The sequence below is a fragment of the Lysobacter lycopersici genome, from assembly GCF_007556775.1.
In the GTDB taxonomy this organism is placed as follows: Bacteria; Pseudomonadota; Gammaproteobacteria; order Xanthomonadales; family Xanthomonadaceae; genus Pseudoluteimonas; species Pseudoluteimonas lycopersici.
In genome coordinates, this window is record NZ_CP041742.1 from 2,483,772 (window position 1) to 2,504,392 (window position 20,621).

The 20,621-nt window shown below is 66.8% G+C and carries 23 protein-coding genes; 19 read left to right on the plus strand and 4 right to left on the minus strand.

Annotation, left to right across the window (positions count from 1 at the left end; genetic code table 11):
- Positions 1-70: 70 nt before the first annotated feature.
- On the minus strand, positions 71-796 hold the full coding sequence (locus tag FNZ56_RS12220; protein ID WP_143880101.1) for a 16S rRNA (uracil(1498)-N(3))-methyltransferase: 726 nt from the start codon (positions 794-796) through the stop codon (positions 71-73).
- A complete protein-coding gene (gene bioA, locus FNZ56_RS12225) occupies positions 787-2,160 on the minus strand; it encodes an adenosylmethionine--8-amino-7-oxononanoate transaminase (protein ID WP_246064611.1) in 1,374 nt (457 codons plus the stop codon). Before bioA ends, FNZ56_RS12220 begins: the two co-directional genes overlap by 10 nt.
- Before the next feature lie 80 nt (positions 2,161-2,240).
- Between bioA and nudE the strand changes: the two genes are divergently transcribed.
- From nudE to FNZ56_RS12245, 4 genes are all read left to right on the plus strand, one after another.
- Positions 2,241-2,810: an ADP compounds hydrolase NudE gene (gene nudE, locus FNZ56_RS12230; protein WP_143880103.1), complete on the plus strand. Its 570-nt coding sequence runs from the start codon at positions 2,241-2,243 to the stop codon at positions 2,808-2,810.
- A 1-nt stretch (position 2,811) separates the two neighbouring features.
- Positions 2,812-3,597 carry a 3'(2'),5'-bisphosphate nucleotidase CysQ gene (gene cysQ, locus FNZ56_RS12235; RefSeq protein ID WP_143880104.1) on the plus strand — a complete coding sequence of 262 codons (786 nt, stop codon included), beginning with the start codon at positions 2,812-2,814 and terminating at the stop codon, positions 3,595-3,597.
- A gap of 100 nt (positions 3,598-3,697) precedes the next feature.
- Complete coding sequence (gene mazG / locus FNZ56_RS12240) at positions 3,698-4,537, plus strand: nucleoside triphosphate pyrophosphohydrolase (RefSeq protein ID WP_143880105.1); 840 nt, start codon at positions 3,698-3,700, stop codon at positions 4,535-4,537.
- Positions 4,538-4,542: 5 nt separating this feature from the next.
- On the plus strand, positions 4,543-4,845 hold the full coding sequence (locus tag FNZ56_RS12245; protein WP_143880106.1) for an Mpo1-like protein: 303 nt from the start codon (positions 4,543-4,545) through the stop codon (positions 4,843-4,845).
- 129 nt (positions 4,846-4,974) lie between these two features.
- On the opposite strand, the gene FNZ56_RS12250 is transcribed toward FNZ56_RS12245, so the two are convergent.
- Positions 4,975-5,316, minus strand: coding sequence for a DMT family protein (locus tag FNZ56_RS12250; protein WP_143880107.1), 342 nt, complete (start codon positions 5,314-5,316; stop codon positions 4,975-4,977).
- A 92-nt stretch (positions 5,317-5,408) separates the two neighbouring features.
- Between FNZ56_RS12250 and FNZ56_RS12255 the strand changes: the two genes are divergently transcribed.
- The 7 genes from FNZ56_RS12255 to FNZ56_RS12285 all read left to right on the plus strand — a co-directional run bounded on the left by FNZ56_RS12255 (position 5,409) and on the right by FNZ56_RS12285 (position 12,435).
- The gene (locus FNZ56_RS12255; protein WP_143880108.1) at positions 5,409-6,122 is read left to right on the plus strand and encodes a response regulator transcription factor; all 714 of its coding nucleotides are present in this window, start codon (positions 5,409-5,411) and stop codon (positions 6,120-6,122) included.
- Between the two features lie 17 nt (positions 6,123-6,139).
- The gene (locus tag FNZ56_RS12260; RefSeq protein WP_143880109.1) at positions 6,140-7,429 is read left to right on the plus strand and encodes a sensor histidine kinase; all 1,290 of its coding nucleotides are present in this window, start codon (positions 6,140-6,142) and stop codon (positions 7,427-7,429) included.
- Positions 7,430-7,498: 69 nt separating this feature from the next.
- Entirely contained in the window at positions 7,499-9,082 is a 1,584-nt protein-coding gene (locus tag FNZ56_RS12265) for an efflux RND transporter periplasmic adaptor subunit (protein ID WP_246064613.1), read from the plus strand.
- Positions 9,082-9,792, plus strand: coding sequence for an ABC transporter ATP-binding protein (locus FNZ56_RS12270; protein WP_143880111.1), 711 nt, complete (start codon positions 9,082-9,084; stop codon positions 9,790-9,792). Before FNZ56_RS12265 ends, FNZ56_RS12270 begins: the two co-directional genes overlap by 1 nt.
- Positions 9,789-11,024, plus strand: coding sequence for an ABC transporter permease (locus FNZ56_RS12275; RefSeq protein WP_143880112.1), 1,236 nt, complete (start codon positions 9,789-9,791; stop codon positions 11,022-11,024). The genes FNZ56_RS12270 and FNZ56_RS12275 overlap by 4 nt, the downstream gene beginning before the upstream one ends.
- 53 nt (positions 11,025-11,077) lie before the next feature.
- The gene (locus tag FNZ56_RS12280; protein ID WP_143880113.1) at positions 11,078-12,031 is read left to right on the plus strand and encodes an isoaspartyl peptidase/L-asparaginase family protein; all 954 of its coding nucleotides are present in this window, start codon (positions 11,078-11,080) and stop codon (positions 12,029-12,031) included.
- 86 nt (positions 12,032-12,117) lie between these two features.
- Complete coding sequence (locus FNZ56_RS12285) at positions 12,118-12,435, plus strand: hypothetical protein (RefSeq protein WP_143880114.1); 318 nt, start codon at positions 12,118-12,120, stop codon at positions 12,433-12,435.
- 187 nt (positions 12,436-12,622) lie between these two features.
- Here the strand turns inward: FNZ56_RS12285 and FNZ56_RS12290 are convergent, their stop codons facing one another.
- Entirely contained in the window at positions 12,623-14,137 is a 1,515-nt protein-coding gene (locus FNZ56_RS12290; RefSeq protein ID WP_143880115.1) for a peptide MFS transporter, read from the minus strand.
- A gap of 178 nt (positions 14,138-14,315) precedes the next feature.
- Between FNZ56_RS12290 and FNZ56_RS12295 the strand changes: the two genes are divergently transcribed.
- The 8 genes from FNZ56_RS12295 to FNZ56_RS12330 all read left to right on the plus strand — a co-directional run bounded on the left by FNZ56_RS12295 (position 14,316) and on the right by FNZ56_RS12330 (position 20,616).
- Complete coding sequence (locus FNZ56_RS12295; RefSeq protein WP_143880116.1) at positions 14,316-14,699, plus strand: diacylglycerol kinase; 384 nt, start codon at positions 14,316-14,318, stop codon at positions 14,697-14,699.
- Positions 14,700-14,707: 8 nt separating this feature from the next.
- Complete coding sequence (locus tag FNZ56_RS12300) at positions 14,708-15,454, plus strand: TerC family protein (RefSeq protein WP_143880117.1); 747 nt, start codon at positions 14,708-14,710, stop codon at positions 15,452-15,454.
- Positions 15,455-15,549: 95 nt separating this feature from the next.
- A complete protein-coding gene (locus FNZ56_RS12305) occupies positions 15,550-16,200 on the plus strand; it encodes a LemA family protein (protein WP_143880369.1) in 651 nt (216 codons plus the stop codon).
- 24 nt (positions 16,201-16,224) lie between these two features.
- On the plus strand, positions 16,225-17,106 hold the full coding sequence (locus FNZ56_RS12310; RefSeq protein WP_143880118.1) for a TPM domain-containing protein: 882 nt from the start codon (positions 16,225-16,227) through the stop codon (positions 17,104-17,106).
- The gene (locus FNZ56_RS12315; RefSeq protein WP_143880119.1) at positions 17,106-17,597 is read left to right on the plus strand and encodes a TPM domain-containing protein; all 492 of its coding nucleotides are present in this window, start codon (positions 17,106-17,108) and stop codon (positions 17,595-17,597) included. The genes FNZ56_RS12310 and FNZ56_RS12315 overlap by 1 nt, the downstream gene beginning before the upstream one ends.
- A gap of 193 nt (positions 17,598-17,790) precedes the next feature.
- A complete protein-coding gene (gene lgt, locus FNZ56_RS12320) occupies positions 17,791-18,708 on the plus strand; it encodes a prolipoprotein diacylglyceryl transferase (protein ID WP_143880120.1) in 918 nt (305 codons plus the stop codon).
- Between the two features lies 1 nt (position 18,709).
- The gene (locus FNZ56_RS12325; protein WP_143880121.1) at positions 18,710-19,504 is read left to right on the plus strand and encodes a thymidylate synthase; all 795 of its coding nucleotides are present in this window, start codon (positions 18,710-18,712) and stop codon (positions 19,502-19,504) included.
- 14 nt (positions 19,505-19,518) lie between these two features.
- Positions 19,519-20,616, plus strand: a complete 1,098-nt coding sequence (locus tag FNZ56_RS12330) for a hypothetical protein (RefSeq protein WP_143880122.1) — start codon at positions 19,519-19,521, stop codon at positions 20,614-20,616.
- Positions 20,617-20,621: the final 5 nt, after the last annotated feature.

Here is a 20,621-nt window from a genome sequence, read left to right on the forward strand (position 1 = left end):
GTGGGAGGGCCTTCAGGCCCGATTGCGAAATGTCGCGGCTGAAGCCGCTCCCACAGGGCATCGTCAAACGCTAGGCGAAATCCCCCACGCGCGCCTGCAATGCCGCGATCGCCGCCAGTCCCGCGGTTTCCGTGCGCAACACGCGCGGGCCGAGGCGTGCGCCGACGAAGCCCGCGGCCTGCAACGTCGCGTGGTCCGAGGCCGACCACCCGCCTTCCGGACCGATCGCCAGCGCGCAGGCGTTGTCGGCGATCGTCGACGGCAGCGGCTGCGTCGCGTCCGGATCGAGCAACAGGCGCATCGCCGGCAAATCGGCCAGCGCATCGGCCAATGCGCGCGGCGCCGCGACGTCGGGAATGCGCGCGCGCCCGCTCTGTTCGCAGGCGGAGGCGACGACCGACCGCCAGTGGTGAAGCCGCTTCTGCGCGCGTTCGCCGTCCAGCCGCACTTCGCCGCGTTCGCCGTGCACCGGCACGAAGCCGGCGACGCCGAGTTCGGTCGCCTTCTGCAGGATCAGGTCCATCTTTTCGCCGCGGGCGATGCCCTGCACCAGCAAGATCCGCAGCGGCGATTCGTTGCGCACCTCGCGCATGCCCTCGATTTCGACTTCGACCGATTTCTTCGTCGTCGCGACGATGCGCGCGTCGTAGTCACAGCCGTCGCCGTTGAACAACACGCAGCCGTCGCCAATGCCGAGCCGCAGCACGCGCACGAGGTGGCCGACGGCGTCCTCCGGCAGGGCGATGCGCGCACCGACCGCGAGCGGCGCATCGACGCAGGCGCGGATCACGCGCACGCGGTGGCCTCGACGATCGTCTCGCGGGTGACGCGCGCGAGCAGTTCGAGCTGCGCATCGTCGATGCAGTACGGCGGCATCCAGTACAGGATGTCGCCGAGCGGGCGCAGTACCACGCCACGCTCCAGCGCCGCGCGATAGGCGCGCAGGCCGACGCGCAAGGCGGGATCGAACGGCGTGGCCTTGTCGCCGTTTCTTGCCAGTTCGAATGCCACGACCATGCCGGCCTGGCGCACGTCCGCCACGTGCGGAAGCTTTCCGATAGGTTCGGCCAGCGCGGCCATTTTCGCCGCGGTGGCGCGGTTGCGTTCGAGCACGCCGTCCTGCTCGAAGATCGCGAGCGAGGCGAGACCCGCCGCGCAGGCCAGCGGATTTCCGGTGTAGCTGTGCGAATGCAGGAAGGCGCGCTCGCGCGATTCGTCGAGGAAACCGTCGTACAGCGCCTGCGTCGCCAGCACCGCCGACAGCGGCAGGAAACCGCCGGTCAGGCCCTTGGACAGGCACAGCAGGTCGGGCTGCACGCCGGCCTGTTCGCAGGCGAACATGCTGCCGGTGCGTCCGAAACCGGTGGCGATCTCGTCGGCGATGAGGAACACGCCGTGCACGTCGCAGAGTTCGCGCGCGCGGCGCAGGTAGACCGGGTCGTGCATGCGCATGCCGCCCGCGCACTGCAGCCGCGGTTCCAGGATCAGTGCGCAGACCTCGCCGACGTGTTCGTCCAGCAATCGCGCCAACGCATCGGCCGCGTCCTCGGCGGCGCCTGCCGCGGATTGCCCGTCGCGCGCGAGATAGGCGTCCGGCGAGGGTGCGAACAGCGATTCGACCAGCAGCGGCGCATACACGCGGCGATACAGCGGGATGTCGCCGACCGAAAGCGCGCCGATGGTTTCGCCGTGGTAGCCGTTCTGCAGCGCGACGAACTTGGTGCGCCGGGTTTCGCCGGCGTTGCGGAACCAGTGGAACGCCATCTTCAGCGCCACTTCGACCCCGGCCGAGCCGTTGTCGGCGTAGAACACCTTGGCCAGCGGCGCGCGGCCGGCCTGCTTCGGCGCGATGGCGATGAGCTTTTCCGCGAGTCCGATCGCCGGCCGGTGCGAGAACCCGGCCAGCATCACCTGTTCCAGCGTGCCCGCCTGGCGGGCGATGGCCGCGGCGATGCGTGGTTCGGCATGGCCGTGGATGTTGGTCCACCAGCTCGATACCGCATCGAGGTAGCGGCGCCCGTCGAAACCGTGCAGCCAGGCGCCTTCGCCGCGCTCGATCGGCACCAGCGGCAATAGGTCCGGATGCTCGCGCATCTGCGTGCACGGGTGCCAGAGCACGGCCAGGTCGCGCGCACGCCAGTCGCCGGCGTCCGCTATCATTCCCGCGGAATGAAGCTCGTTCTGCATCCCCGCATTATTCCCGTTTCTCCCGCTTCCCGCGCAGCCGCGCCGGGCGCGCGATGAGCGTTGCCGGAAAGGACGGGCGCCGGCTGCCGACCATCCACGGCGTCACCGCGGACGACGCGGGTCCGTACCGCATGGAATGGCTGGACCTCGAGTTCGACAACGGCGAACGCCGCCGCTACGAACGCCTCGCCACCCGCGGCCACGGCGCGGTGGTGGTGGTGCCATTGCTCGACGACGACACCGTGCTGCTCGCGCGCGAATACGCCGCCGGCGTGCACCGTTACGAACTCGGGCTGGTGAAGGGGCGCATCGACAGGGGCGAAACTGTGCTCGAGGCCGCCAACCGGGAATTGCAGGAAGAAATCGGCTATGCCGCGCGTTCGCTGCGGGAACTGCGCGCGTTGACGCTGTCGCCGGGCTACATGGGCCACGTCACCCAATTGGTCGTCGCGCGCGACCTGTACCCGCAGCGGCTTCCCGGCGACGAGCCGGAGGAGATCGAGGTGGTGCCGTGGAAACTGGATGCGCTGCACGAACTGATGTTGCGCGAGGATTTTTCCGAAGGGCGCTCGATCGCGGCGCTGTTCATCACACGGGAGTGGTTGCGACATGGCGGGAAATGACATGGCGGCATTGCACGAAGGCGCGATCGCGCTGGCGCGGGATGCGGCGGCGAAGATCCTCGAGGTGTACGAAAGCGAATTCGCGGTGCAGCACAAGGACGACCGTTCGCCGCTGACCGCGGCCGACCTGGCCTCGCACCGCTGCATCCTCGCCGGGCTCGAGAAGCTCGCGCCGGACATCCCGGTGCTGTCCGAGGAATCGGCCGAGGACGTGCCGGCGCTGGTGCGGCGCGAATGGAAGCGCCTGTGGCTGGTGGATCCGCTCGACGGCACCCGCGAGTTCATCAAGCGCAACGGCGAATTCACCGTGAACATCGCGCTCATCGACGATGGAATCCCGGTGTTCGGCGTGGTCCAGCAACCGGTGACCGGCGCGCTGTGGTGGGGCGCGCGTGGCGTCGGCGCGTTCAAGCGCGAAGGCGACGTCGACACGCCGATCCACGTGCGTGCACCGGCGACCGCGCCGCTGCGCGTCGCCGCCAGCCGCTCGCATCGCGACGAGCGCACCGAGGCCTTCATGGCCAGGATGGGCGACGTGGAACCGATCGGCGTCGGCTCCTCGCTCAAGTTCTGCATGCTCGCCGAGGGCGCGATCGACGTGTACCCGCGCTTCGCGCCGACCAGCGAATGGGACACCGGGGCGGCGCAATGCGTGGTCGAAGCCGCGGGCGGCGCGGTGGTCGATCCGCGCGGGCGCCCGCTGTCCTACAACCAGCGCGACACGATCCTCAACGGCGATTTCATCGCGCTCGGCGACACCTCGCTGCCGTGGCGGGACTGGATTTGATTGGTTGCCACGGATAACGCGGATAAAAGCGGATTATTCAAAAAGCTTTGATCCGTGGGATCCGCGTTCATCCGCGTCCAGAAGCTTTTGGGGTTAAACGATGCCGGAACAAACAGGCGATATCGCGCGGCTGCTGGCGATCATGGCCGCGCTGCGCGATCCGAAAACCGGCTGCCCCTGGGACGTACAGCAGGACTTCGCCAGCATCGCGCCGTACACCATCGAGGAAGCCTACGAAGTCGCCGATGCCATCGGTCGCGGCGACCTCGGCGACCTGCGCGAGGAACTCGGCGACCTGTTGCTGCAGGTGGTGTTCCACGCGCGCATGGCCGAGGAGCAGGGCGCGTTCGCCTTCGCCGACGTGGTCGCCGCGATCAGCGACAAGATGACCCGCCGGCATCCGCACGTGTTCGCCCGTTCGACAGGCTCAGGGCAGGCCGGCGCCACGGTCGAGGATGCCGAGGCGCAGACCCGCGAGTGGGAGGAGCACAAGCGCCGCGAACGCGAGGCTTCCGGCGATGCGGATTCGTCCGCACTCGCCGGCATCGCCCGCGGCCTGCCGGAATGGCAGCGCGCGGTGAAGTTGCAGAAGCGCGCCGCGCGGGTCGGCTTCGACTGGCCGTCGCACGCGCCGGTGATCGACAAGCTGCACGAGGAAATCGACGAGGTGCGCGCGGAATTCGAAGCCGTCGCCGCGGATCCTGGCGACGCGGCCGCGCGCGACCGGCTGGAGGACGAACTCGGCGACCTGCTGTTCGTCGCCGCCAACCTGACCCGCCACGCCAAGGTGGATTTCGGCGCCGCCTTGCGCCGCGCCAACGCCAAGTTCGAGCGCCGCTTCCGCGCGATGGAACGCCTCGCAACGGACGACGGCGCCGACTTGTCGGCGTTGCCGCTGGAGGCGCAGGATCGTTATTGGGATCGCGCCAAACAACAGTAACGCGAATGAACCAGTTCGCCAGCTTCCGTGAGTTCTATCCGTTCTACCTCGGCGAGCACCGCAACCGCACTTGCAGGCGCCTGCACTTCGCCGGCAGCAGCCTCGCGCTCGGTTTCGTCCTGCTCGCGGCGTTGCACGGCAACGCGTGGTGGCTGCTGGCGGCGCTGCTGTCGGGCTACGCGTTCGCGTGGGTCGGGCATTTCTTCTTCGAGAAGAACCGTCCCGCGACGTTCAAGCACCCGTTCTATTCCTTCGCGGGCGACTGGGTGATGTTCAAGGACATCTTCGTCGGGAAGATTCCTTTTTGAATTTTTCTTTCCCTCTCCCTTGATGGGAGAGGGTGGCCGCAGGCCGGGAGAGGGTGAGCGCAAAGACCCCTCTCCCGATGCGCTTCGCGCATCGACCTCTCCCACAAGGGGAGAGGTGAAAAGCCAGCGTCACTCCTTGAAGATCAGCAACGCCGCGACGACGATCAGGGCGAAGCCGGCCCAGTGGTTCCACTTCAGCGGCTGGCCGAGGTACCAGGTCGAGAAGCCTGCGAACACCAGCAGGGTGATGACCTCCTGCATGCCCTTGAGTTGCGGCGCGGAATAGACCGTGCTGCCGAGCCGGTTGGCCGGAACCTGCAGCAGGTATTCGAAGAAGGCGATGCCCCAGCTGGCGAGGATCACCAGCAAGAGGGGCGCGGACCGGTACTTGAGATGCCCGTACCAGGCGAAGGTCATGAAGATGTTGGAGCCGACCAGCAGCAGGATCGGCAGGAATCGGTCGATGGGCATAAGGCCTCCGGGTCGCAGCGCGCATGATGCCTTCACGCGACCTGCACCCGCGCCCCGGCACCTTTCACAAAGCTGAAGGACAGGGGCGGGCCATGCGCGAAGGACAGGAAAACGGCGGTCTGGTACTGATCGTCGAGGACAACCGCAATATCTCGGAAATGGTCGGCGAATACCTCGAAAGCCGCGGCTTCGAGGTCGATTTCGCCGCCGACGGGCTCGACGGCTACCGCCTCGCCACCGAGAACAGCTACGACGTGATCGTGCTCGACCTGATGCTGCCGCGGCTGGACGGCATCGAGGTGTGCAAGCGCCTGCGCGAGGAGGCGCGCAAGTCGACGCCGATCCTGATGCTGACCGCGCGCGACACGCTGGACGAAAAGCTGACCGGGCTGTCCGCAGGCGCGGACGATTACCTGACCAAGCCGTTCGCGATCCAGGAGCTGGAGGCGCGGCTGCGGGTGCTGATCCGGCGCGAACGCCGCCAGGTCGGTTCCGAAGTGCTGAAGGTCGGCGACCTGGTGCTCGACCCGGCCTCGCTGCGCGCCACTCGCGGCGGCAACGAACTGCAGCTCTCGCCGATCGGGCTGAAGCTGCTGACCATCCTCATGCGCGAATCGCCGCGCGTGGTCAGCCGCCAGGACATCGAGCGCGAGATCTGGGGCAACAGCCTCCCGGATTCGGACACCCTGCGCAGCCACCTCTACAACCTGCGCAAGATCATCGACAAGCCGTTCGAGAAACCGCTGCTGCACACCGTGCAGAGTGCCGGCTACCGCATCGCCGACATCGAGCGGCCGCCCGCGTGATCTGAGCAGCTACGCCGATGCCCGAGCGCGCCCCGGAACGCCTGCACCGCAAATTGCGGTGGGTCTTCGTCATGCAGGCGTTCATCGCCAGCCTGGTGATGGCGCTCGGCCTGCTGTATGGCGGCGCCTGGTTGCGCGACCGGATGATGCGGGACCGGATGGAAAGCGAAGCGGCGCACCTCTGGGACGTGCTCGCCGGCAATCCGCGCGTGCAGCTCACCAGCGGCATGGGATTCGATACCCGCCTGGTACCGGTCGGTGCGGCGGGCGAAGCCGAGCTGCCCGCCGAAATGCGGGGCTTTTCGACCGGGTTCCACCGCGTCGGCGATGGGCCGCGCCTGGCCTACGTCAGCGAACGCGGCGGCAAGCGGCTGGTGCTGACGGTGCTGCCGCAGGCCGCCAACCGCATCGTGCTGTACAACACCCTGCTCGCGCTGCTGCTCGGCATCGCCTGCATCGCCGTGCTCGCGCGGCTCGGTTACCGCAGCAGCAAGGCCGCGGTGGCGCCGGTCGGGCGGCTGGCGGATGCGATGGTGCGCTGGGACCCGTTGGTTCCGCACGAACACGAGTTCGACGAAGTCGAAGCGCGCGCGGAGCCCGTCGCCGAGGTCGAGCAATTGCGCGCATCGCTGCGCACCGTGGCCGGGCGCATGCGCGAGTACATCGAACGCGAACGCGATTTCACCCGCGACGCCAGCCACGAGCTGCGCACGCCGCTGACGGTGGTGCGCGTGGCGACCGACCTGCTGGGGCAGGAGCAGCAATTGAGCGAGCGTGGCGCGCGTTCGCTGCGGCGGCTCGGCAATGCGGTGCGCGAGATGGAGGAATTGCTCGACGCCTTCCTGGTGCTGGCGCGGCACCCGGACGTGCCGCTGGACATGGACGACATCGACCTCGCCGAGGTCGCGCACGAACAGGTCGCGATCGCGCTGCCGCTGCTGGAGGGCAAGCCGGTGGCACTGGGTGTGGTCGAACACGCGCAGCCGCGGGTGCAGGCGCCGTTGCGCGTGCCCGGTGTGCTGCTCGGGCAACTGCTGCGCAACGCCTGCGAACACACCGATGCCGGCCGGATCGAGGTGCGGATCGAGGCCGACAGGATCGAGGTCGAGGATTCCGGCGCGGGCATGGATGCGGCGACGCTCGCGCGCGCGTTCCAACCGTTCTTCCGCGGCAACGAATCCGCGGCCGGCAGCAAGGGCCTCGGCCTGCACGTGGTGCAGCGCCTGGCCGAACGCCTGGGCTGGAACGTGGACCTGCGCAGTTCTCCGGGCGCGGGCACCACCGCAACGGTGCGTTTCGCCGGTTGAGCAAGGTCAACGCCGGCCGCGCGCATGCGTTGTCTTGGCGGATTCCCTCCCCATCGAGATCGCATCCCCGTGCCGAATCCCTCCCCGAAACCGCCGGTCCGTCGTGGTCGCCGCCCCGGTCGCCCGCTCGCCATCGTGGCAGTGCTGGTCGTCCTCGCCCTCGCCGCGGGCTGGCTCTGGCATCGGCACCAGGCCGCGGCCGCGCAGGGCGGCTATCGCACCGAGGCCGTGCAGCGCAGCGACATCCGCGTGGCGATTTCCTCCACCGGCACCCTGAGCGCGATCTCCACCGTCACCGTCGGCAGCCAGATTTCCGGGCAGGTCACCGACGTGCTGGTGGACTTCAACAGCCACGTGAAGAAGGGCGACGTGCTGGCGCGTATCGACCCCAGCACCTACGAGGCGCAGCTGGAACAGGGCAACGCCCAGATCGCCAGCGCGCGCGCGTCGTTGCGCAACGCGCAGGCGGGGTTGAAGAACGCCGAACTCGACTACCAGCGCAAGGCCGATCTCGGCCGGCAGCAACTGGTGGCGAAGAGTGACGTCGACCTCGCCCGCGCCGCGCTCGACCAGGCCCGTGCGCAGGTGAATTCCGCGCAAGCCTCGATCAACCAGCAGACCGCCTCGCTGAAGAACACCCAGGTCAACATCGACCGAGCGGTGATCCGCTCGCCGGTCGACGGCGTGGTGCTGACCCGCAGCATCGAACCCGGCCAGACCGTGGCCGCGAGCCTGCAGGCGCCGGAGCTGTTCACCATCGCCGAAGACCTGTCGAAGATGCAGATCGAACTCGCCGTCGATGAGTCGGACATCGGCCAGGTCAAGGCCGGGCAGGCGGTGAGCTTCAGCGCCGACGCCTTCCCCGACCGCCAGTTCAAGGGCGTGGTCGAACAGGTGCGCCTGGCCGCGACCACGGCGAACAACGTGGTCACCTATCCGGTGATCGTCACCGTCGACAACGGCGACGGCACCTTGCTGCCGGGCTTGACGGTCAACGCGGAAATCGAAGTCAACAAGCGCGCGAACGTGCTGAAGCTCGGCAACGCCGCGTTGCGCTTCAAGCCGTCCGAGGGTTCGCCGCTGGCCGACCTGCAACCGGCGGACCCGGGACGGCAGTCGCAATCGGGCAACCGCGGCGCGGGCAACGCCAACATGGCCGGCGACCTGCAGGATCTCGCCGCTACGCTCGGCCTGAACGATGCGCAGAAGGCCGCGTTCGACGCCGCGCTGGAACCGATGCAGCAGCGCCAGGCCGAACGCGCGGCGCAGCAGGGGCAGGGCACGCAATCCACGCAGCAGCAGGGTGGCAGTCGCTTGTTCGGTGGTGGCCCGCGCTTCGGTGGACAGGGCGGAACCCCCGATGCCGGCATGCAGGCCCAGATGCGCTCGCGCATGCGGGATCGCTTCAACCAGCAGTTCGCCGCATTCACCGCCACCCTGGACGATGCGCAGAAGACGAAGTGGAACGCGGCGATGGAAGCGCAGCTCAATGCCAAGCGCGTCACCATCTACAAGCTCGCGAATGGCAAGCCGGAAGCGGTGATGGTGCGGCTCGGCTCCAGTGACGGCAGCAGCACCGAAGTCTCAGGGCCGGACATCGCCGAAGGGGATGAAGTCATCACTGGAGAGAAGTCCTCGGCGGAGGCGAAGTGATGGCCGTGGCCGACGCGGTGCCGGTGATCCGCACCGACAAGCTGGGCAAGGTCTATTCCGCCGGAACCGAGGCCGAAGTCGTCGCGCTCAAGGGCGTGGACCTGCGGATCATGCCCGGCGAATTCGTCGCGATCATGGGCCCGTCGGGTTCCGGCAAGTCCACGCTGATGAATTTGATCGGATGCCTCGACACGCCGACCTCGGGCAGTTACGAATGCGATGGCGTCGATGTGTCCACGCTCGACGCGGAGGACCTGGCCACGCTGCGGCGGGAGAAGATCGGCTTCGTGTTCCAGGGCTTCCACCTGTTGCCGCGCATGGACGCGACCGACAACGTCGCAATGCCGCTCGGCTACGCGCGCGTGCCGCACGCAGTGCGTCGCGAACGCGCGCTGGAGGCGCTGGCATCGGTCGGCCTCGGAGAACGCGCCGGGCACAAGCCGAACGAACTCTCCGGCGGGCAGCAACAACGCGTGGCCATCGCCCGCGCGCTGGTCAACCACCCGCCGATCCTGCTCGCCGACGAACCCACCGGCGCGCTGGATTCGAAGACCGGCGAGGAAATCCTCGCGCTGTTCAAGCGGCTGCGCGACGACGGCCACACCGTGATCCTCATCACCCACGACGCGCACGTCGCCGCGCACGCGGACCGCACCTACGAGATGCACGACGGCGAATTGCATGCGCAGCACGGGGCGGTGGCCGCATGAATTTCATCGATATCCTCCGCACCGCGCTGTTCGCCTTGCGCGGCAACTGGATGCGCAGCGCGCTGACCTCGCTGGGCGTGATCATCGGCATCGCCGCGGTGATCGTGATGGTGTCGATCGGGCAGGGCACGCAGGCGGAAATCGACAAGATGGTGTCGGGCCTCGGTTCGCAGCGGCTCGACATCGGTGGCGCCGGCGGCATGGGCCCGGGCGGCGCGCGGCTTGCACAGGGCAGCCGCTGGAGCTTGAACGACGGCGATGTCGAGGCGATCCGCAACGAAGTGCCGGAAGTGCAGTACGCCGCGGGTTCGCTGCGCGGCAGCACGCAGGTCGTGTATGCGGAGAACAACGCGTCCACGCAATGGCAGGGCGTGCAAGCCGATTGGTTCCCGATCAACGATTGGCAGGTGGACAAGGGCGACGGCTTCGAGGCGAGCGATTACGGTGGCAGCACCAAGCCGGTGATCCTCGGCGACACCGTGCGCAAGGAACTGTTCGGCGACGACGACGGCATCGGCCAGACCATCCGCGTGGGCCGGGTGCCGTTCACCGTGGTCGGCGTGCTTGCGGCCAAAGGGCAGGGCGGTTTCGGCCAGGACCAGGACGACGTCTTGGTCGTTCCGCTGGAAGTCGCGCGCCGGCGCCTGTCGAGTTCGCAATCGCTGCCGCCCAGCGCGGTGCAGCAGATCTCAGTCGGCGTGGATAGTCCGAAGGACCTCGACAGCGCGCAGAGCGAGATCGAAAGCCTGCTGCGCCAGCGGCACAAGATCGAACCGGGTGCCGACGACGATTTCGCGGTGCGCAACATCAGCCAGATCGTCGCGACCCGCACTGCGACGACGAACCTGATGTCGAAACTGCTTGGCGCGGTCGCCGGCATCTGCCTGATCATCGGCGGCATCGGCATCATGAACATCATGCTGGTGTCGGTGACCGAACGCATCCGCGAGATCGGCCTGCGCATGGCGGTCGGCGCCGGCCCGTCGGACGTGCGCCGGCAATTCCTCGCCGAGGCGATGCTGATTTCGCTGATCGGTGGCGTCATCGGCATCGCGATCGGCGTGGTCGGCGCCTTGATCGTCAGCAAGCTCGGCGACCTGCCGGTGCAACTCAATGCCAAGGTGGTGATGCTGGCCGCGGCGTTCTCGATCTGCACCGGCCTGTTCTTCGGCTACTACCCGGCGCGCAAGGCCAGCCTGCTCGATCCGATCGAGGCGCTGCGGCAACAGTGAACCCGCCGGGACGGGGCGGTATCCTTGCCGCCTCGACCGCCCCGGATTCCGCGATGCCTGCTCCCCGACCGACTGCGCTCGTCCTCCACGGTGGTGCGGGCGTGATCGAACGCGCGGACCTGTCCGCCGACACCGAACGCGGCATCCGCGAGGCGCTTGCGCAGGCGCGCGAAGCCGGCGATGCGGTGCTGCGCGCAGGCGGCAGCGCGCTCGATGCGGTGCAGGCGACGGTCGTCGCGCTGGAGGAATCGCCGCACTTCAACGCCGGCAAGGGTGCGGTGTTCGATGCCGACGGCAGGCACGAACTCGACGCCTCGATCATGGACGGCGCCACCCTGCGCGCCGGCGCGGTCGCGGGTGTCACCGACGTACGCAATCCCGTCGTGCTCGCGCGCCGGGTGATGGAGGATTCGCCGCACGTGATGCTGATTGGCGCGGGCGCGTCGCGTTTCGCCGACACGCAAGCCGACATCGAACGCGTCGCGAACGACTGGTACGACACGCCGCACCGACTGCAGCAACTGCATGAGGAACAGGCGCGCGAACGCGAAGCCGCCGAGGGTGAAGCGAACAACCTGAAAGGCAGATATTTCGGCACCGTCGGCGCGGTCGCGCTCGACGTGCACGGAAACATCGCGGCGGCGACCTCGACCGGCGGCATGACCAACAAGCGCTGGGGCCGCGTCGGCGATACGCCAGTGATCGGCGGCGGCACTTACGCCGATGCGCGTTGCGGTGTGTCCGCGACCGGCTGGGGCGAGTTCTTCCTGCGCCTCGCGGTGGCGCACGACATCTGCGCGCGCGTGGCCTATCGCGGCGATTCGCTCAAGCAAGCGGTGGACGACGTGATCCTGCGCGCGTTGCCGGCGCTCGGCGGCGACGGCGGTGCGATCGCGATCGACCGCGAGGGCAACATCGCGATGCCGTTCAATACCTCGGGCATGTACCGCGCGTGGGTGAAACCGGATGGCTCGCGCGGCGTGGCGATTTTCGGGGATGAGGGATAGCCGGCTCTTGTAGGTTGGGGTGAGCGCAGCGAACCCCAACAACGTCGTATGGAATTTGTTGGGGTTCATTTCATTCACCCCAACCTATGCGGGCTGACACTGTGCGTAAAAACACCAAACTATTTTTGGAAGAAAATGGGCGGCCGCTGGCGGAGTTTTGGTCGGCAGACTATGGCTTGAATAAATCTGATTCAATTCGCTTCATAGATGTTGTGCGCCAGAACAATCTGAATGTACTTGGAGTAGAGGTGTGGCGGTGGAAGGGTAATCGATACAAGATGGATTCTTTGATGACGTGGTACGCCATCGAGACAGATGTGGCGAGAAATCTTGAGGAGGTGCAGGCCTTCGTCGAAACGGTTGACCTGGATGAAAGTGATTTGTTCGCTATCCAGACCTCGTAAAAAAGCCATTAGAAAACTGGGGTCGGAGTCTTAACCGGTCTAGCCCGCCACATGAACACGAACCCACTCAAAACGAGTTGAAACCCGCCCTAAGGCGGGTGTCCCTCGCGATTTGAATCGCCAAGTCAGCCTCACAAACAAAAACGGAGCCTTTCGGCTCCGTTTTAGCTTCCTGCAAACCTGACGTTCAACCCGCCGCGCGGTGCTCGTTGTGCGCCGCGGACAGGCGCTTCATCAGCGGCAGCACCGCGATCGCGATCACGGTGCAGAGCAGCGCCGCGAAGCCGAGCTTGTTGAACAGGCTGGCGTAGATCGGCAGGCTCGCGACCGGATCGGTGAGCTGGTCGCCGGAAATGCTCGCCCACGACGCGACCACGCCGCCGAGGTACTGCGAAATGCCCGAGGCCACGAAGTACGCGCCCATCATGAAACCGCCCATGCTCGCCGGCACGTAGCGCGCCACCATCGCCAGGCCGAGGCCGCTGACCAGCAATTCGCCCAGCGAAATGCCGGCATAGCCCCAGACCATCAGCCACGACGACACGCGGCCGTCGGGGCCGGCGAAATGCGTCGCCGCGCCGTAGGTGAAGAAGCCGAGCGCGACGATGGCGAAACCGAGCGCGAACTTCGCGGCGATGGACAGATCCTTGCCGCGCTTGCCCGCGGCCGTGTAGATCCACGCCAGGATCGGGCTGAGGATGAAGATCCAGATCGGGTTGAACGCCTGGAACTGCGCCGGCGACCAGTCCCACAGGTGCACGCCGAACACGTTGAATGCCGGATCGACGTTGCGCAGCGCGAACAGGCTGAGCGAAGTCGACATCTGCTGGTAGAAGATGAAATAGAACATCGTCTGCACCACCAGCACCAGCGCCGCGATCAGGCCGGGACGATCTTCCTTGCGGCCGATGGCGATCAGGTAGCCGAAGATGCCGAGCACCACCAGGCCCGCGATGTAGACGAAAAGACGCGCGACTTCGCGGTGGTCGAGGATGAAGGCCGAAGCGAACACGACGGCGACGCCGCCAAGCGCGACCAGCGCGAACTTGCCCCAGTCGATGGGCTTGTCGTCCGGCGGCGAACCGATGTGCGCCATCGACGCGCGCATCATCGCGTAGTTCAGCAGGCCGACCACCAGGCCGACCGCGCACACGGCGAAGGCCGCGTGCCAGCCAAAGTCGTTGTGGTAGAGGTTGTTGACGTAGTCCTTGATGACCGGCGTCGCGAGCTGGGAAATCATCGCGCCGAGGTTCACCGCCATGTAGTAGATGGTGAACGCGCTGTCGATCTTGGAATCGTCGCCTTCGTAGATCTTGCGCACCAGGTTGCCGGCGTTGGCCTTGAACAGGCCGTTGCCGACCACGATCACGCCCAGCGCGAGGAACAGGAACCAGGTGTCCTGCCCGGGCACCACCATCAGCGCATAACCGGCGGCGAGCACCACCGCGCCCATCAGCATGGTCCGCCTGGTGCCGAGGATCTTGTCGCCGATCCAGCCGCCGATGGCCGGGGCCACGTAGATCAGGGCCGCGGCCGCGCCCCAGACCAGGGTCGCGCGTTCGTCGGGAAAACCGAGGCGCTGGACCATGTAGTACACGATCAACGCCTGCATGCCGTAGTAGCCGAAGCGTTCCCACATCTCGATCAGGAACACGGTGCTGAACGACTTGGTCTGGCTGGGTCGTTGGATTTGCGTATTCATCTGGTTTCCTGCATCCCCCGGGCACAAGTCGCCATCGATAGCACGGGGTGGCAGGCCTCCCCCCTGCCAGAAGTCACGACCCGTGGTTCGGTGGGAACGGAATGGGCGGACGTTCCGGGCCGATGAAGGCGGTCTCCACCGACCGGGAAAAGCGCCGGCGTATGGCAGAATCGCCGCAATGGCCGACAGCACCGGGCACCTCCCACGCCACCCCAGCCGCGTCCTGCTGGCGACCAAATGGTCGCTGCAGGGCTTGCGCGCGGCGTGGCTGCACGAATCCTCGTTCCGGCTCGAGGTCTACCTGCTCGTCGTCGCGGTTCCGCTCGCACTGTGGCTCGGGCAAACCGGGGTCGAACGCGCGTTGCTGATCGGCAGCTGCCTGCTGGTGCTGGCGATGGAACTGCTCAATTCGGCGGTGGAAGCAGTGATCGAACGCTACGGCCCCGAACACCACGAACTCGCGGGGCGCGCCAAGGACATGGGCTCGGCCGCGGTGTTCGTGACCATGATGAACGTATTGCTGGTGTGGGGACTGATCCTCGTGCCGCGCCTGATGGACTGAACGACCGCATGGACCTGAGTTTCCTTTCCTCGCCCGATGCCTGGCTGACCCTGTTCACGCTCTCCGCGCTGGAGATCGTGCTCGGCATCGACAACCTGGTCTTCATTTCCATCGCGGTCGGGCGGCTTCCGGAAGCGCGGCGCCCGCTGGCGCGGCGCATCGGCATCGCGGTCGCCTGCATCACCCGCATCGGCCTGCTGGTGACGCTCGCCTACCTCGCGCGCATGGAGGCGCCGCTGTTCACCATCGCCGGCATGGGTATCTCCATCCGCGACCTGGTGCTGATCCTCGGCGGCGTGTTCCTGCTGGTGAAGGGCACGCTGGAGATCCGCGACCTCATCACCGGTGGCGAGGACCACGACCCGCGCACCGCGGGTTCCTCGGTGTTCGGCTTCGTCATCCTGCAGATCGCGATCATCGACATCGTGTTCTCGCTGGATTCGGTCATCACCGCGGTCGGCATCGCCAAGGACATCCCGATCATGGTGTTCGCCATCCTCTCGGCGGTGGCGATCATGCTGCTGGCGGCGAATCCCCTCGGCCGCTTCATCGACGCCAACCCGACGGTGAAGATGCTGGCGCTGGCCTTCATCCTGCTGATCGGCGCGGTGCTGATCCTCGACGGCCTGGAAGTGCACGTGCCGCGGCCGTACATCTACTTCGCGATGGGTTTCTCGGTGCTGGTCGAATGGCTGAACCTGCTGATGCGCAAGCGCGCTGCCGACAGCCACGTGCCCGGCGCCGGCGAATGGTAGTCGCCTGCACGCGGTCTTAACGCCGCTTGCCCGTCACAATTGGCCTCGTTCGTCGCCCACCACCCGAGGACACCCGAATGCGCTTCCCCATCGCGATGCGACTCGTCGTCGCCGGCCTGCTGGCCCTGATGCTCTCGGGCTGCGGCTACAACCAGATCCAGACCAAGGACGAGGCGGTGAAGGCCGGCTGGTCCGAAGTGCTGAACCAGTACAAGCGCCGCGCCGACCTGATTCCCAACCTCGTCAACACGGTCAAGGGCTACGCCTCGCACGAGGAGCGCGTGCTGACCGAAGTCACCGAGGCGCGCGCCAAGGTCGGCCAGATCAACGTCAACGCCAACGACGCCGCTTCGCTGGCGCAGTTCCAGCAGGCGCAGGGCGAGCTGTCGAGTGCGCTGTCGCGGCTGATGGTCGTCACCGAAAACTATCCCAACCTCAAGGCCGACCAGTCCTTCATCGGCCTGCAGACGCAGCTGGAAGGCACCGAGAACCGCATCACCGTCGCGCGCGGCCGCTACATCCAGCTGGTGCAGGACTACAACACCACCATCCGCCAGTTCCCGGTGAACCTCACCGCGAAGGTGTTCGGTTACCAGCCCAAGCCGAACTTCACGGTGGAGAACGAGGCGCAGATCCAGGACGCGCCGAACGTGGACTTCAACCAGGCCACGCCTGCGCAGCCGCAACCGGCTCCGCAACCCGCGCAACCGGCCCAGCCCGCGCCGCAACCCGCGCCGGCGGGTTGATCGCGGTTCCATAGCAGAACCGGCATGCGCCGCACGCCGTTCGCGACGCTGCTGTTGCTGGCCCTGCTGTGCGTGGCGCCGTGGGCGCGCGCGCAGCCACTGGCGGCGATTCCCGCGCTCGATTCGCCGGTGGTCGATACCACCGGCACCCTCGATGCCGCGGCGAAGCAGCAATTGGAACAACAGGCGCTGGCGCTGCAGCAGCACAAGGGCAGCCAGTTGCAGGTGCTGATGGTCGCGAGCACGCAGCCGGAGAGCATCGAGCAATACACCCAGCGCGTGTTCGATGCGTGGAAGCTCGGGCGCAAGGGCGTCGACGACGCGGTGCTGGTCGTAGTCGCCAAGGACGATCGCAATGCGCGCATCCAGCCCGGCTACGGGCTGGAAGGCGCGATTCCCGACATCACCGCCGGGCGCGTGATCCGCGAATACATGGCGCCGAAGTTCCGCACCGGCGACTACGCCGGCGGGCTCGCCGATGCGACCGCGCAGCTGGTGAAGCTGGTGGATGGCGAACCGCTGCCGGAACCGATGAGCGACCAGGGCGATTCCGGCAATGGCGGCGGCGATTGGCTGTTCGCGCTGTTCATCGCCTTGGCCGTGGCCCAGATCTCTCGCGCCATCTTCGGCAAGCTGCCGGCCGGCGTGCGCGGCCTGCTCGGCGCGGGCATGTCCGGCGGCGCGGCGTGGTTGCTGTCGTCGCTGATCCCGGTCACCGGCATCGGCGCGTTCATCGGCCTGCTGGTCGGCCTCACCACCGCGCGCAGCGGTCGTTACGCGCGCGATGGCGGCTGGGGCGGCTTCGGTGGCGGTGGATTCGGCGGCGGCGGATTCGGCGGGGGAGGCGGCGGCTGGTCCGGTGGCGGCGGCATGAGCGGGGGCGGTGGCGCCTCGGGGAGCTGGTGATGCGGCTGCTGCGCCACCTGTTCGCGCGTTCGTCGCGTTCGGTCTATCCGGAGGACAGCCTGCAACGCATCGCGGCCGCGGTGCACGCAGCCGAACAGCGCCATACCGGCGAAATCTGCTTCGCGGTCGAAGCCTCGCTGCCTCCGCTGGCGGTGCTGCGCGGCATCGACGCGCGTACCCGCGCGGAGCAGGTGTTCGCGCAACTGCGGGTCTGGGACACGCATGCGAACAATGGCGTGCTGGTCTACCTGCTGCTCGCCGACCGCCGGATCGAGATCGTCGCCGATCGCGGCCTGGCGGGCCTGGTCAGCGCCGAGCAGTGGCGCGGGGCCTGCCAGCTGATGGAGGAACGCCTCAAGGCCGGCGATCCCGAGGACGCGGCGCTGGGCGGCGTGGCCGCGATTTCCGACCTGCTGGCCGAACATTTCCCGCAGCAGCCGGGCGTCGCCGACGAAAACGAACTGCCGGACATGCCGCGTTTGCTGGATTGAAGGCATCTTGCTTTCCTTCTCCCCGCTTGCGGGGAGAAGGTCCCGAAGGGGGATGAGGGGCGGCGCGGTGTTGAAAATGCCCCTCACCCGGCTGCGCCACCCTCTCTCCGCTTGCGGGGAGAGGGAATATCCAGTCACAGCTATGCGCTAGTTACGGGCAAAATAAGCGCTCCGACGCCGAACGCGAGTGCCGATGCGCTACCTGCACCAGATCGATCCCATCGCCTTCGGGCTCGGCCCGCTGCAGGTGCACTGGTACGGGATCATGTACCTGCTCGGTTTCCTCGCCGCATGGTGGCTTGGGCGCCGCCGCATTCGCGCCGGGCGATTGCCGGGCGTGGACGAGGCCGGCTTCGGCGACCTGATGTTCTACTGCATGCTCGGCGTCGTGCTCGGCGGCCGCATCGGCTACATCCTGTTCTACGACCTCAAGACCTACCTCGCTGATCCGTTGCAGGTGCTGCAGATCTGGAAGGGCGGCATGAGCTTCAACGGCGGCCTGCTCGGCGTGCTCGTCGCGGTCTGGTGGTGGGCGCGCAGGCATCGCCTGCACGTGTTCGACGTGGTCGATTTCATTTCGCCGCTGGTGCCGCCGGGACTCGGTTTCGGCCGCCTCGGCAATTTCATCAACGGCGAACTGTGGGGCAAGCCCACCGACGGCGATTGGGGCGTGGTGTTCCCGGCCTCGTTGCCGTCGCCGTTTTCGTCGATGGACGCAACCACGCTGCGCGCGCAGTTCGACGCGGGCGTGCTGGATCCCTTCCTGCGCCATCCGTCGCAGCTCTACCAGGCCGCGCTCGAAGGCCTCGTCCTGTTCGCGTTCCTGTGGTGGTACTCGGCCAAACCGCGTCCGCGTTATGCCGTCGCCGGTTGGTTCGCGCTGCTGTACGGGGTGTTCCGCTGCGCGGTGGAATTCGTGCGCGTGCCAGACGCGCAGCTCGGCTACCTCGCGTTCGGCTGGTTGACCATGGGCCAGCTGCTGCAATTGCCGCTGATCGCGTTCGGCCTGTTCTGGCTATGGCTGTCGCGGCGTTCGCCAACCTTGAACCCCTCTCCCGTCCCTGCGGGACACCCTCTCCCTCAAGGGGAGAGGGAAAACACGAAGCATTGAGATGAGGCAATACCTCGAACTACTGCAACACGTGCTGGAACACGGCGCGGAGAAGGGCGACCGCACCGGCACCGGCACGCGCAGCGTGTTCGGCTGGCAGATGCGCTTCGATTTGAACGAAGGCTTCCCGCTGGTCACGACCAAGAAACTGCACCTGCGCTCGATCGTGCACGAGTTGCTGTGGTTCCTGCAGGGCAGCACCAACATCGCCTACCTCAAGGACAACAAGGTTTCGATCTGGGACGAATGGGCGGACGAACGCGGCGAGCTCGGTCCGGTCTACGGCAAGCAGTGGCGCAGTTGGGAGGGTGCGGGCGGCGAGACCATCGACCAGATCAAGTGGCTCGTCGACGAGATCAAGCGCAACCCGGATTCGCGGCGCCTGATCGTCAGCGCATGGAACGTGGCCGACCTGCCGAAGATGGCGTTGATGCCCTGCCATTCGCTGTTCCAGTTCTACGTCGCCGACGGGAAGCTGAGCTGCCAGTTGTACCAGCGCAGCGGCGACATCTTCCTCGGCGTGCCGTTCAATATCGCCAGCTATGCGCTGCTCACGCACATGGTGGCGCAGGCCTGCGGGCTCGGCGTCGGCGATTTCGTACACACGCTCGGCGACGCGCACCTGTATTCGAACCACGTCGAACAGGCGCGCGAACAGCTGTCGCGCACGCCGCGCAAGCTGCCGACGTTGAAGCTGGATCCCGGCGTGACCGACATCTTTGGCTTCAGCTACGACGACATCGCCATCGAAGGCTACGACCCGTGGCCGGCGATCAAGGCGCCGGTGGCGGTCTGAACGGGAGAGGGGACATGGGTTCGTTGAAAGCGGTTTCGCTGGTCGTGCTGTGCCTGCTGCCGGGGTTGGTTCGCGCCGAAAATACGCGCGTCATGGGGACGAGCATCGACCTGCCGTTCGAGTACGCGCTCGTCGGCACGGAGGACTCGTCAAGCAACAATGCCTTGTTCTCCGCGGTGCAGTGGAAGCGGATCGAGGTTACCGACAAGGACGGCACGAAGCACCGGTTGCAACTGGTCGCGAGCTATACCTCGTCGGATCGGTTGTCGAACACGGCGATGGAGGATGTCGCGGAGAAAGCCTCGGTCGAGCAGGCCGCAAAACCGGGCGTGCGTTCTTCGACGAGCCTGGAGGTCGACGGGTTCCCCTTCCATTTCATCGAAGGCCCGGCCGACAACAAGCAATATCCGCAACGGATGAGCATGTCCGGCGTCATCAACGGCGCGCTGTACCAGTTCTCGATCATGGCCGGGGACCAGGGCCTGCTTACCGAAGAACTTGCGAAACGGGTAAAGGCGATCAGCATCGATTACGCGCAGCTCCTGAAGTTGCGCCCGGCCTTCGAGGAAGAATCCAAGGCCGCGGTGGTCGACGGTGTGCTCGACACCCCCTTGAACAGGATCCGGCTGGATGCAAGCACGCGTGCCCGGCTCTCGAGCAGCGTGAGGATGACCGATGCGGCGGGAACGCCGGTGTTCCGGGTTCGCGGTTTCTCCTTGTTCAAGGCCGGGTTCTGGACCATGCAGAACCTGATGGTGTACGTCGGCTGCGGTTCAGAAGAAGCCTATTCGCGCGTCAACGAAGGGAATTTCCTCGCGATGAACGACGGCGGCGACGACGAAGACGACGAGCACTACGTCGATGTCTCCGTTCCCGAAAGCGCGATCCTCGCCGGCTTGCCGGCACGGACGGCAACCGCGAGGGGCGGCAAGGCGATCGGCTTGCGCCGTACGTCGATCCGCCGATGGGAGGCGAAGAAGGATGGCACGCTGTACCAGGCCGGCTTGATCCGGCTCAACGGTTCGCCCATCGAAAAACTGATCGGCACCCAGCTCGAAACAGGCCCCGCCACGTGCCAGCTGGGGTTGAATTACGGCGCCGGCAAGGATTGATCGCG

Excerpts from the sequence above, each read along its gene's own strand:
- bioA (WP_246064611.1), bottom strand. The coding sequence starts at position 2,160 with ATGATAGCGGACGCCGGCGACTGGCGTGCGCGCGACCTGGCCGTGCTC.
- nudE (WP_143880103.1), top strand. The coding sequence starts at position 2,241 with ATGAGCGTTGCCGGAAAGGACGGGCGCCGGCTGCCGACCATCCACGGC.
- cysQ (WP_143880104.1), top strand. The coding sequence starts at position 2,812 with ATGGCGGCATTGCACGAAGGCGCGATCGCGCTGGCGCGGGATGCGGCG.
- mazG (WP_143880105.1), top strand. The coding sequence starts at position 3,698 with ATGCCGGAACAAACAGGCGATATCGCGCGGCTGCTGGCGATCATGGCC.
- FNZ56_RS12245 (WP_143880106.1), top strand. The coding sequence starts at position 4,543 with ATGAACCAGTTCGCCAGCTTCCGTGAGTTCTATCCGTTCTACCTCGGC.
- FNZ56_RS12250 (WP_143880107.1), bottom strand. The coding sequence starts at position 5,316 with ATGCCCATCGACCGATTCCTGCCGATCCTGCTGCTGGTCGGCTCCAAC.
- FNZ56_RS12255 (WP_143880108.1), top strand. The coding sequence starts at position 5,409 with ATGCGCGAAGGACAGGAAAACGGCGGTCTGGTACTGATCGTCGAGGAC.
- FNZ56_RS12260 (WP_143880109.1), top strand. The coding sequence starts at position 6,140 with ATGCCCGAGCGCGCCCCGGAACGCCTGCACCGCAAATTGCGGTGGGTC.
- FNZ56_RS12270 (WP_143880111.1), top strand. The coding sequence starts at position 9,082 with ATGGCCGTGGCCGACGCGGTGCCGGTGATCCGCACCGACAAGCTGGGC.
- FNZ56_RS12275 (WP_143880112.1), top strand. The coding sequence starts at position 9,789 with ATGAATTTCATCGATATCCTCCGCACCGCGCTGTTCGCCTTGCGCGGC.
- FNZ56_RS12280 (WP_143880113.1), top strand. The coding sequence starts at position 11,078 with ATGCCTGCTCCCCGACCGACTGCGCTCGTCCTCCACGGTGGTGCGGGC.
- FNZ56_RS12285 (WP_143880114.1), top strand. The coding sequence starts at position 12,118 with ATGCGGGCTGACACTGTGCGTAAAAACACCAAACTATTTTTGGAAGAA.
- FNZ56_RS12290 (WP_143880115.1), bottom strand. The coding sequence starts at position 14,137 with ATGAATACGCAAATCCAACGACCCAGCCAGACCAAGTCGTTCAGCACC.
- FNZ56_RS12295 (WP_143880116.1), top strand. The coding sequence starts at position 14,316 with ATGGCCGACAGCACCGGGCACCTCCCACGCCACCCCAGCCGCGTCCTG.
- FNZ56_RS12300 (WP_143880117.1), top strand. The coding sequence starts at position 14,708 with ATGGACCTGAGTTTCCTTTCCTCGCCCGATGCCTGGCTGACCCTGTTC.
- FNZ56_RS12305 (WP_143880369.1), top strand. The coding sequence starts at position 15,550 with ATGCGACTCGTCGTCGCCGGCCTGCTGGCCCTGATGCTCTCGGGCTGC.
- FNZ56_RS12310 (WP_143880118.1), top strand. The coding sequence starts at position 16,225 with ATGCGCCGCACGCCGTTCGCGACGCTGCTGTTGCTGGCCCTGCTGTGC.
- FNZ56_RS12315 (WP_143880119.1), top strand. The coding sequence starts at position 17,106 with ATGCGGCTGCTGCGCCACCTGTTCGCGCGTTCGTCGCGTTCGGTCTAT.
- lgt (WP_143880120.1), top strand. The coding sequence starts at position 17,791 with ATGCGCTACCTGCACCAGATCGATCCCATCGCCTTCGGGCTCGGCCCG.
- FNZ56_RS12325 (WP_143880121.1), top strand. The coding sequence starts at position 18,710 with ATGAGGCAATACCTCGAACTACTGCAACACGTGCTGGAACACGGCGCG.
- FNZ56_RS12330 (WP_143880122.1), top strand. The coding sequence starts at position 19,519 with ATGGGTTCGTTGAAAGCGGTTTCGCTGGTCGTGCTGTGCCTGCTGCCG.